Raw genomic sequence first — 10,999 nt, 5'->3', positions numbered from 1 at the left:
CTAGCACGCTGCCGACCCGGTGCTTCGGCCGGTGGGGAGGCTCCACGGGCCGGCCCGCGGAGCCCGGCGACGACCCGGCGGAAGCCGGCCGACAGGCCCAAGGGTCCCGGTTTGACCCGCAAGTGTGCGGCCCCGTAGCCTTGCACCTCGGCGTGTTTCCATGCGCGCCCACCCCTGAGCACATCCCTCGTGATGGATCCGTCCGTCAGGAGAGGCCGCTCATCCTTCCGGATCGTCGCAGGTTTCGGCCTGCGCGAGCGGCTGGCATCAGGGGACCCGTTCCGAGTGAGAGAGAGATCCGCGTGTACGCCATCGTGCGCAGCGGTGGCCGCCAGCACAAGGTTGCTGTCGGTGACATCGTTGAGGTTGACAAGATTTCCACTGCCAAGGTTGGCGACACGGTCGAGCTCTCGACCCTGCTCGTGGTCGACGGCGACGCCGTGACCAGCGACCCGTGGGTGCTTGCCGGGATCAAGGTCCAGGCCGAGGTCGTGGACCACCACAAGGGCGCGAAGATCGACATCCTTCGCTACAAGAACAAGACCGGCTACCGCCGTCGCCAGGGTCACCGTCAGCAGTACACGGCGATCAAGGTCACCGGTATCCCCGCGGCTGCGAAGTAAGGGACTGAGGAGACATGGCACACAAGAAGGGCGCATCGTCCACCCGGAACGGGCGCGATTCCAACGCTCAGCGGCTCGGCGTCAAGCGCTTCGGCGGCCAGGCCGTCAACGCCGGTGAGATCCTGGTCCGCCAGCGCGGCACCCACTTCCACCCGGGCACGGGCGTCGGCCGTGGCGGCGACGACACGCTGTTCGCGCTCGCCGCTGGTGCGGTGCAGTTCGGCACCCACCGTGGCCGCAAGGTCGTGAACATCGTTCCGATCGCCGAGTAATTTCGGCGCTCGTCGAGCGGTTTCTGCGGAGGCGGACCTCACTTCCCGTACGGGAAGCGGGTCCGCCTTTCGCGTGTTTCTCCTGTGAGAGACAGCTTCTGTCCCCACCGGGACAGCATGAGCTTTGAGTCATTTCTGCATGTAAGTAACTGGAGGTTTCCACCATGACCACCTTCGTGGACCGCGTCGAGCTGCATGCCGCCGCGGGTAACGGAGGCCACGGCTGTGCCTCCGTTCACCGTGAGAAGTTCAAGCCGCTCGGCGGTCCCGACGGCGGCAACGGCGGCCGTGGCGGCGATGTGACCCTGGTCGTCGACCAGGACGTCACCACGCTTCTCGACTATCACCACAGCCCTCACCGCAAGGCCACCAACGGTCAGCCCGGTGCGGGCGACAACCGTTCCGGCAAGGACGGCCAGGACCTGATCCTGCCCGTTCCCGACGGCACGGTCGTCCTCGACAAGGACGGCAACGTGCTCGCCGACCTGGTCGGCCAGGGCACCACGTTCGTGGCCGGACAGGGCGGCCGTGGCGGCCTCGGCAACGCCGCACTCGCCTCCGCCCGCCGCAAGGCCCCCGGCTTCGCGCTGCTCGGCGAGCCGGGCGAGTCCCGGGACATCGTCCTGGAGCTCAAGACCGTCGCCGACGTCGCACTGGTGGGATACCCGAGCGCGGGCAAGTCCTCGCTCATCTCCGTCCTGTCCGCGGCCAAGCCGAAGATCGCCGACTACCCGTTCACCACGCTCGTCCCGAACCTGGGCGTGGTCACCGCGGGCAGCACCGTCTACACCATCGCCGACGTCCCCGGGCTGATCCCGGGCGCCAGCCAGGGCAAGGGCCTCGGCCTGGAGTTCCTGCGGCACGTCGAGCGCTGCTCCGTGCTCGTGCACGTGCTGGACACGGCGACGCTGGAGTCCGACCGCGACCCGATCTCCGACCTCGACATGATCGAGGAGGAGCTGAAGCAGTACGGCGGTCTGGAGGACCGGCCCCGCATCGTCGTCCTCAACAAGATCGACATCCCGGACGGCCAGGACCTCGCCGACATGATCCGGCCAGATCTGGAGGAGCGCGGCTACCGTGTCTTCGAGGTGTCCGCTGTCGCACATATCGGCCTGAAGGAGCTCTCCTTCGCGCTCGCCGGTGTGATCGCCGAGGCGCGCGCCGCCAAGCCGGTGGAGGAGGCGACCCGCATCGTCATCCGCCCCAAGGCCGTGGACGACGCGGGCTTCACCGTCACGCTGGAGGAGGACGGCATCTACCGGGTGCGCGGCGAGAAGCCGGAGCGCTGGGTCCGCCAGACCGACTTCAACAACGACGAGGCCGTCGGCTACCTCGCCGACCGGCTCAACCGGCTCGGGGTCGAGGACGAGCTGATGAAGGCCGGTGCCCGGGCGGGCGACGGCGTGGCCATCGGCGCCGAGGACAACGCGGTCGTCTTCGACTGGGAGCCGACCATGGCGGCGGGCGCGGAGATGCTCGGCCGGCGCGGCGAGGACCACCGTCTCGAAGCCCCCCGTCCGGCGGCCCAGCGCCGTCGCGACCGCGAGGCGGAGCGTGACGAGGCGCAGCGCGAGTTCGACGAGTTCGACCCGTTCTAGAGTTCGACGGGTTCGACCCGTTCCTGACGGGTCACGCGGGTGGTGGCGGGTCGCGGTGGAAGGTCTGCACCGACGGCCCGCCCCTGCGTTGCCCCTGCACCCGGAGTCGCCGCCCGTCGCGGCCGGTGGCAAGGAATCCCGCTCATGGGTGGTTCATACCGCCCAACCGTGTGGTGTCGGTCACCCGGCAGGGCAGCGTCGATTCCGGTATTCGCCCTGATCGCAAGGCAACAGCAGGTGTCCACGGGGCATTCGGGAGCCGACGTCCACCTTGCGAGACGGTAACGGAGAGTGCAACCATCGCTTTGTCTCCCAGCCCTCGCAAGGTAGGTCGTCTGTGTCTGCTCAGCACATAGCTAAAGCCCGAACCACAGCAGTCGTGCTCGCCGGCGGTACCGGCCAGCGCGTGGGGCTGTCGATCCCCAAGCAGCTGCTGAAGATCGCAGGCAAGGCTGTCATCGAGCACACGCTGTCGATCTTCCAGCAGGCAGACTCCATCGACGACATCATTGTTCTGATGGCACCGGGCTACGTGCCCGACGTCGAGAAGATCATCGCCAAGGCCGGCCTGACCAAGGTCACCAAGGTGATCGAGGGCGGTACCACGCGCAACGAGACCACTGAGCGCGCCATCGCGGCCCTCGGCGAGGGTCTGGCGGAGGGCGAGGACCGCAATGTCCTCTTCCACGACGCCGTGCGCCCCCTGCTGTCGCAGCGTGTCATCCAGGACTGCGTGGACGCCCTGGACCGCTACCAGGCCGTCGACGTCGCCATCCCGTCCGCGGACACGATCATCGTGACCCGCACCCACGGCGGTGACGGTGAGTTCATCACCGACGTGCCCGACCGGTCCCGGCTGCGCCGTGGCCAGACGCCGCAGGCCTTCAAGCTCTCCACGATCCGCCGCGCGTACGAGGTCGCCGCGGGCGACCCGAACTTCCAGGCCACCGACGACTGCTCGGTCGTGCTGAAGTACCTCCCCGACGTGCCGATCTACGTCGTGGCGGGCGACGAGTACAACATGAAGGTCACCCAGCCGGTCGACGTCTTCATCGCGGACAAGCTCTTCCAGCTGGCCTCCACGGCCGTCCCGCAGCCGGCCGACGACGCCGTCTACCGCGAACAGCTCACCGGCAAGACCCTGGTCGTCTTCGGCGGCTCGTACGGGATCGGCGCGGACATCGCGACGCTCGCCGAGTCCTACGGCGCCAACGTCTATGCCCTGGGCCGCTCCACCACCGGCACGCACGTGGAGAACCCCGAGCACGTCGACGACGCTCTCGCCAAGGCTTACGCGGACACCGGCCGCGTCGACTACGTGATCAACACCGCGGGCGTGCTGCGCATCGGCAAGCTGGCCGAGACGGACAGCGCGACCATCCAGGAAGCGCTGAACGTCAACTACCTGGCGCCCGTCCAGATCGCCCGCGCCGCATACAAGTACCTCGTGCAGACCAAGGGTCAGCTGCTGCTCTACACCTCCAGCAGCTACACCCGCGGACGCGCGGAGTACAGCCTCTATTCGTCGACCAAGGCCGCCATGGTCAATCTGACCCAGGCGCTCTCGGACGAGTGGGCGGGCGATGGTGTGCGGGTGAACTGCGTGAACCCCGAGCGCACCGCGACCCCGATGCGCACCAAGGCGTTCGGCGAGGAGCCCGCGGGTACGCTGCTTTCCTCCGAGGCGGTCGCCCGCACCTCGCTCGACGTCCTGCTCTCCGAGATGACCGGACACGTGATCGACGTACGTCAGCAGGACCCGACCCGTGGTGCGTCCGAGGCATCCGGCTTCGAACAGGCGCTTGCCGCTGTCCTGGATCGACAGGCGGATGTGTAATACTGCTTAACAATCGACTATTCGGACCCCTGCTGTCGCCCGCGCGAACCGCAGGGGTCCGAATTCGTGAAGGTCTTCTTCACATTTCCCTCGTAAGGTAAAAGTCGGCACCCTTGTCGGAAGCGGTACTTCGTGATTTCGAAAGCCATTCGCTTGGCTCGTGTGGGCAGCGGTTCGGAGCTGGCTGCCGCGCTTTCCATGGCTCTGGGGTTCCCGTGCATAATGCTCGCGGCGATAATCCCCAATCTGTGGTTCTTCATCGTGGCAGCAGCGGTGACATACCTGGCCGACCAGTATCTGCATCATTGCGGCAGCTACCTGATCAACCGTCTGACCGCCGTCCGAGCCGGGCTCTCGATCCGCTTCCTGGTACGCCAGCTGCTGTTGATCCTGCTGCTCTCCCGCATGGGATACGGCGAGTTGACGCTCTTCTACGTGACGATCGCCTGCCTGCTGGTCTTCTACGGTCTCCAGGCGCCGCAGGGCGCGATGGTCACCCTCATCCGGCTGCGCCGCAAGCTTCCGGTGGTCACCCGCAACGTCGACCTCGAAGCCGCGCGGATTCCGGACGCCCCGCCGCAGCTGCTGACGAACCGGGCTGCGGAGAAGATGCTGCATCTGGACATCTTCGCGATGGTCGGTGTCCTGGCCGCGATCGAGACCGGTAGGCACGGGCTCGCTTACGTGGGACTCGCGCTCACGCTCGTCCTCGCGGCCGGCTATCTGGCAGCGCTCCTCCCGCATGTCCGGCCGAGCCGCCTCGCGCCGCCCGACGCCAAGGTGCTCAAGGCCGTGGGCGACTGGCTCGGTGAGTACCAGCCGACGGTGATGCTGTACTTCTCCGGCTCGAAGGAATCGGCCTACCAGGTCAATATGTGGCTGGAGACGATGGGACAGCTCGGCGGCCGGCCGCTCATCCTGCTGCGGGAGCGCGCGATGGTCCCGCAGCTGAACACGACCTCGGTGCCGGTGCTCTGCGTGCCCGGTGGCGTGCACCTGATGAACCTGAACCTGTCGTCGGTGCGGGTCGCGCTGTACGCCGCCAACGTCGGCAAGAACATCCATCTGCTGCGGGTGCCGACCATGAAGCACGTCTTCATCGGCCACGGCGACAGCGACAAGCTCGCCAGCGTCAACCCGTACAGCAAGGTCTACGACGAGGTGTGGACCGCGGGCCGGGCCGGCCGTGACCGTTACGCGCTGGCCGATGTCGGCGTACGGGACGAGGACATCGTCGAGGTGGGCCGTCCCCAGCTGGCCACCATCAAGCCGTGGACCGGCGTGCCGAAGAACCCGATCCCGACCGTGCTGTACGCGCCCACCTGGGAGGGCTGGGACGACAACCCGGGAAACACCTCTCTGCTGCTGGCCGGCGAGAACATCGTCCGGCGGCTGCTGGAGGCCGAGCCGCCGGTCCGGCTGCTGTACAAGCCGCATCCCTTCACCGGTACCCGCAGCCGCGCGGCCAAGGCCGTGCATCTGCGTATCACCGCGATGATCGAGGAGGCGGCCGCCAAGCGGGCCACCGACCCGCGCTGGGCGACGGAATCGGCCGCCCTGCAGGGTGAGCGCGCCGCGGCGCAGTCCGAGCTGGCCCGCATCGAGGCGCAGCTGGCCGCGGAGCCGAGCGGCGGCCGGGTGGCCCGGGACGAGGCGGAGCTCTCCCGGGACACGCTCGCGGACCCGGCGCGCGAGGCCGAGACGGCGAAGCTGAAGGACGAGTGGAACGCCGCGTTCTGGCGCTCGCTGGGCTGGTGGGAGCACAAGGTCATCTCCGGCTCCCGGATGCGTCTGTACGACTGCTTCAACGAGTCGGACGCCATGGTTTCGGACATCTCCAGCGTGGTGTCCGACTTCATCGCGAGCGGCAAGCCGTACGCGGTCACGGACTCGGCCGAGCTGGGCGAGGACGAGTTCCGTCGGCAGAACACCGCGGTGCGTGCCGCGGTGGTCCTCTCCAACGCGGCGACCGAGCTGGATGCCCTGCTCGACGCGGTGGTCGACCAGAGCACGGACGCGCTGGCGGACGCCCGGCGCGAGCTGAAGCAGTATCTGCTCGGCCCGGACGAGCCCACGTCCATCGTCCAGTTCGACGCGGCCGTGACGGCGCTCGCCGCCAAGTCGAAGGCGCGGAACACCGGTGTGGCGATCAGGCTGGGCGAGCCAGTGAACGGCTGAAAATCGCCGCAACCTATACAGGTTCACCAAGGCCCGGTAAAGACCCTGAGGGGGACTACCGGGCCTTTGTGATGAGCATCACCATTCGCACATTGAGCGTCGGACAACCAAGGGGTGGCGTCGACTGTCTTCTGTGGGTGTGAACGAGATGCAAATTCCTGACGTGACGGTGATCATCGGAGCGTACGAGGCAATGCCCTACCTCGTCCGCTGTCTCGAATCCGTGGAGTCCCAGACCATCGGTGCCGGCCGGGTCGAAATTGTGGCGGTCGACGACGGCTCGACCGATGGCACCGGCGAATACCTTGAGGAATTCGCCGCCCGCTCCGCAGTGCCGACGACAGTTGTGCGTCAGGCGAACTCCGGCGGCCCGAGCGGCCCGCGCAATGTGGGTCTCGGCAGGGCGCGCGGCCGCTATGTCTTCTTCCTCGACGCCGACGACTACCTCGGCGACGAGGCCCTGGAGCGGATGGTCGCCACGGCCGACCGGGCCGGCACCGATGTGGTGCTCGGCAAGGTGGTCGGCGTCAACCGGGCAGCGCCCCGGTCGATGTGGACCGCCACCAAGGACCGGGTCGACGTATACAACTCCAAGGTCATTTACACGCTGAGCGCGCAGAAGCTCTTCCGTCGGGAACTGCTGGAACGGCTCGCGCTGCGATTTGATGAAGATCTCCGGACCGGCGAGGATGCCCTCTTCACCATGGAGGCCTATCTGCGAGGCGCCGGGATCTCTGTCATCTCCGACTACATCTGCTATTACCTGGTCGGCCGCGACGACGGAAAGCACGTCACCAAGAGCGGCACCTATGAATGGCGCTTCGATTCCATGCGGGCGATGATGGACCTCATTCGCCGGCTCGAACCCGCAGGTCCGAAGCGTGATTTCCTGATGGTCCGGCCTTTCACGGTCGGCATGCTGCAGCAGTTCGGTCCCCGCATACTCAAGGAGTCGCCGGAGGTGCGTCGCCACAAGGTGGAGCTCGCGGCGCCCCTGATGGACGCGTACTGGAACGACGGTGTGGCCCGGCGGATCAAGGTTGCGGAGCGGCTGCGGCTCGCCTGCGTCGCCAACGGGCGTACCGATCTGCTCGTCGACCACCTGGAGTTCCTCCGGGCGAAGACCCTCCCGGACATGATCCGTTCGCGCGGGCGCGGCAAGCTCTATCTCGCGTATCCGCACTTCCGCGACCGGTCGGCCGGGCTCCCCGACTCCGTGTTCGAGGTCACCGTGCCCGACTGGCACGGCAGCAAGCGCATCGAGCAGCCCAAGGCCCCGGCTCGCCGGACGTCGCTCTCCCGGCGCGTGGCGCGCCGTATGCGCAGGGACGTGCGGCGCTTGAAGTTGCGCCTGAGCACGGGCTGAACGGCCCCTCCGGCCCGCGGATTCCCCCGAATCGCAGGGGGGTTCTCAGTAAAATCGCCCACAAGGTCGCACCGCGCGACAGGACCGACATCTCACCATGAGGACTGGTCACGTGAAGGCTCTCGTTCTGTCCGGAGGGGCGGGCACCCGCCTCCGTCCCATCACGCACACCTCGGCCAAACAGCTGGTCCCCGTGGCGAACAAGCCGGTGCTCTTCTACGGCCTGGAAGCGATCGCGGAGGCGGGCATCACCGAAGTCGGCATCATCGTGGGTGACACGGCCGAGGAGATCCGCGAGGCGGTCGGCGACGGTTCCCGGTTCGGCCTTGAAGTCACCTACATTCCGCAGGCCGAGCCGCTCGGGCTCGCGCACGCGGTGCTGATCGCCCGTGACTTCCTGGGCGACGACGACTTTGTGATGTACCTCGGTGACAACTTCATCGTCGGCGGGATCGCCGGTCTGGTCGAGGAGTTCCGCGCGGACCGGCCCGAGGCCCAGATCCTGCTGACCCAGGTGCCCAATCCGACCGCGTTCGGTGTCGCCGAACTCGACGGCGACGGCCGGGTGGTGGCCCTGGAGGAGAAGCCGAAGAGGCCCAAGAGCGATCTTGCGCTGGTCGGCGTCTATCTCTTCACACCCGCCGTCCATGAGGCGGTGCGCTCGATCCAGCCTTCCTGGCGCGGCGAGCTGGAGATCACGCACGCCATCCAGTGGCTGATCGACCAGCGGCGCGACGTCCGCTCCACCACGATCCGCGGGTACTGGAAGGACACCGGCAATGTCACCGACATGCTGGAGGTCAACCGAACCGTGCTGGAGACCGTCGAGCCGTCCGTCGAGGGCGCCGACGTCGACGACGACAGTGAAATCATCGGCCGGGTCCGGATCGAGACGGGCGCCAAGGTGACCGGCAGCCGGATCGTCGGTCCCGTGATCATCGGTGCGGGATCGGTGATCAGCGGCGCGTACGTCGGCCCGTTCACCTCGATCGCGCAGAACTGCCGGATCGAGGACAGCGAGATCGAGTACTCCATCGTTCTGCAGGGCGCCTCCATCGCCGGTGTCCGCCGCGTCGAGGCATCGCTGATCGGCCATGACGTCGAAGTGACCCCCGCGCCCCGATCCCCGTCCGCCCACCGACTCGTGCTCGGCGACCACAGCAAGGTGCAGATCTCTTCATGACGACCAACATCCTGGTGACCGGCGGGGCGGGCTTCATCGGTTCGCACTACGTCCGTACGGTGCTCGGCCCGCAGGGGCCCGGCGATGTCGCCGTCACCGTGCTCGACAAGCTCACCTACGCGGGCAACCCGGCCAATCTCGACGAGGTCCGCGAGCACCCCGGCTTCGCCTTCGTGCAGGGCGACATCTGCGACCCGGAGCTGGTCTCCGAGCTGATGGCCGGGCACGACGAGGTGGTGCACTTCGCCGCCGAGTCGCATGTGGACCGGTCCATCGACGGCGGTGCCGAGTTCGTCCGTACGAATGTGGTGGGCACCCACACCCTGATCCACGCCGCACACCTGGCGGGCATCAGGACATTCGTGCACATCTCCACCGACGAGGTCTACGGTTCGATCGACGAGGGCTCCTGGCCCGAGACCGACCCGCTGGCGCCCAACTCGCCGTACTCCGCGGCCAAGGCGTCCAGCGATCTCATCGCCCTCTCGTACCACCGCACCCACGGCCTCGATGTGCGGGTGACCCGTTGCTCCAACAACTACGGGCACCACCACTTCCCCGAGAAGGTCATCCCGCTGTTCGTCACGAACCTGCTGGACGGCAGGACGGTCCCGCTGTACGGAGACGGCGCCAACGTCCGCGACTGGCTGCACATCGACGACCATGTGCAGGGTATCGAGCTGGTCCGTACGAAGGGCCGGGCCGGCGAGGTCTACAACATCGGCGGCGGCACCGAGCTCTCCAACAAGGAGCTCACCGGCCTGCTGCTGGACGCCTGCGGCGCCGACTGGGACACCAGCGTCACCTACGTCGAGGACCGCAAGGGCCACGACCGCCGCTACTCCGTCGACTGCACGAAGATCCGCGAGGAGCTCGGCTACCAGCCCCGCAAGGACTTCCGCACCGGGATCGCGGAAACCGTGCAGTGGTACCGCGACAACCGTGCCTGGTGGGAGCCGCTGAAGAGCCGGGCCGCCCTGTGAGCGCCGCCTGGCTGGTGACCGGAGCCGCCGGGATGCTCGGCCAGGACGTCCTGGCCCGGCTCGCCGGCGAGGGTCTCACGGCGGTCGCCGCCGACCGCGCGGCCATGGACATCACCGACCCCGCCTCGGTGCGGGCGGGCTTCGAGCGGCACCGACCAGCCGTTGTCGTGAACTGTGCCGCCTGGACCGCCGTCGACGACGCCGAGTCCCAGGAGGGCGCGGCGCTGCGGGTCAACGGCACGGGTCCGGAGGTCCTCGCAGCCGCCTGCCGCGAGTACGGCACGGTCCTCCTCCAGGTCTCCACCGACTACGTCTTCGCCGGGGACGCCGGGAAGCCGTACTCGGAGGACGCCACGACCGGCCCGCGCAGTGTCTACGGGCGGACCAAACTGGCGGGGGAGCGCGCAGTCCTGGAGACCCTTCCGGACACCGGTTACGTCGTCCGCACCGCCTGGCTGTACGGCGCGGGCGGCCCCAACTTCGTTCGCACGATGATCAAGCTGGAGGGAGTCAAGGACACCCTCGACGTGGTCGACGACCAGCGGGGACAGCCCACCTGGACCGCCGACCTGGCAGGCCTGCTGGTCCGGCTCGGGCAGGCCGCCCTGGCAGGGACCGCCCCCGCGGGCGTCTACCACGGCACCAGCGGTGGTGAGACGACCTGGTTCGGCTTCACCCGGGAGATCTTCCGGCTGCTGGGCGCCGACCCGGCACGCGTCCGCCCCACCACCAGCGACGCCTTCGTCCGGCCGGCGCCCCGGCCCGCGTTCAGCGTGCTCGGGCACGACCGCTGGGCGGCGGCCGGAATGGAACCGGTCCGCGACTGGCGGGAGGCGCTGGCGGAGGCATTTCCGGCACTGCTCCGAGCAGAACGCCCTTGATCATCCGATGCTCGTATCGATGTCTCATCTGATGTATTCCGCTCGCGCGAGACCGCAGGTGTTAACACTGGAAGA

Annotated in this window: 9 protein-coding genes; all 9 read left to right on the top strand. The window is 67.9% G+C overall.

Annotation, left to right across the window (positions count from 1 at the left end; genetic code table 11):
- Positions 1-302: 302 nt before the first annotated feature.
- A complete protein-coding gene (rplU, locus tag ACNPQM_RS01730; protein WP_042812502.1) occupies positions 303-623 on the top strand; it encodes a 50S ribosomal protein L21 in 321 nt (106 codons plus the stop codon).
- A gap of 14 nt (positions 624-637) precedes the next feature.
- A complete protein-coding gene (gene rpmA, locus ACNPQM_RS01725; protein ID WP_116211787.1) occupies positions 638-895 on the top strand; it encodes a 50S ribosomal protein L27 in 258 nt (85 codons plus the stop codon).
- A 164-nt stretch (positions 896-1,059) separates the two neighbouring features.
- Positions 1,060-2,496: a GTPase ObgE gene (gene obgE, locus ACNPQM_RS01720; RefSeq protein ID WP_358859050.1), complete on the top strand. Its 1,437-nt coding sequence runs from the start codon at positions 1,060-1,062 to the stop codon at positions 2,494-2,496.
- A gap of 337 nt (positions 2,497-2,833) precedes the next feature.
- Positions 2,834-4,333, top strand: coding sequence for a D-ribitol-5-phosphate cytidylyltransferase (locus ACNPQM_RS01715; RefSeq protein ID WP_418082526.1), 1,500 nt, complete (start codon positions 2,834-2,836; stop codon positions 4,331-4,333).
- 132 nt (positions 4,334-4,465) lie between these two features.
- Positions 4,466-6,511: a hypothetical protein gene (locus ACNPQM_RS01710; protein ID WP_418082525.1), complete on the top strand. Its 2,046-nt coding sequence runs from the start codon at positions 4,466-4,468 to the stop codon at positions 6,509-6,511.
- Positions 6,512-6,659: 148 nt separating this feature from the next.
- Positions 6,660-7,877, top strand: coding sequence for a glycosyltransferase family 2 protein (locus tag ACNPQM_RS01705; RefSeq protein WP_418082594.1), 1,218 nt, complete (start codon positions 6,660-6,662; stop codon positions 7,875-7,877).
- 112 nt (positions 7,878-7,989) lie between these two features.
- Positions 7,990-9,060, top strand: a complete 1,071-nt coding sequence (locus ACNPQM_RS01700) for a glucose-1-phosphate thymidylyltransferase (RefSeq protein ID WP_418082524.1) — start codon at positions 7,990-7,992, stop codon at positions 9,058-9,060.
- Positions 9,057-10,043 (top strand): dTDP-glucose 4,6-dehydratase, encoded by a 987-nt coding sequence (rfbB, locus tag ACNPQM_RS01695; RefSeq protein WP_418082523.1) that lies wholly within the window; start codon positions 9,057-9,059, stop codon positions 10,041-10,043. The genes ACNPQM_RS01700 and rfbB overlap by 4 nt, the downstream gene beginning before the upstream one ends.
- The gene (rfbD, locus tag ACNPQM_RS01690; RefSeq protein ID WP_418082522.1) at positions 10,040-10,924 is read left to right on the top strand and encodes a dTDP-4-dehydrorhamnose reductase; all 885 of its coding nucleotides are present in this window, start codon (positions 10,040-10,042) and stop codon (positions 10,922-10,924) included. The genes rfbB and rfbD overlap by 4 nt, the downstream gene beginning before the upstream one ends.
- Positions 10,925-10,999 lie beyond the last annotated feature (75 nt).

This window comes from Streptomyces sp. NPDC056231 (assembly GCF_048270745.1).
In the GTDB taxonomy this organism is placed as follows: domain Bacteria; phylum Actinomycetota; class Actinomycetes; order Streptomycetales; family Streptomycetaceae; genus Streptomyces.
This window is presented reverse-complemented; position numbering and strand designations above follow the sequence as displayed.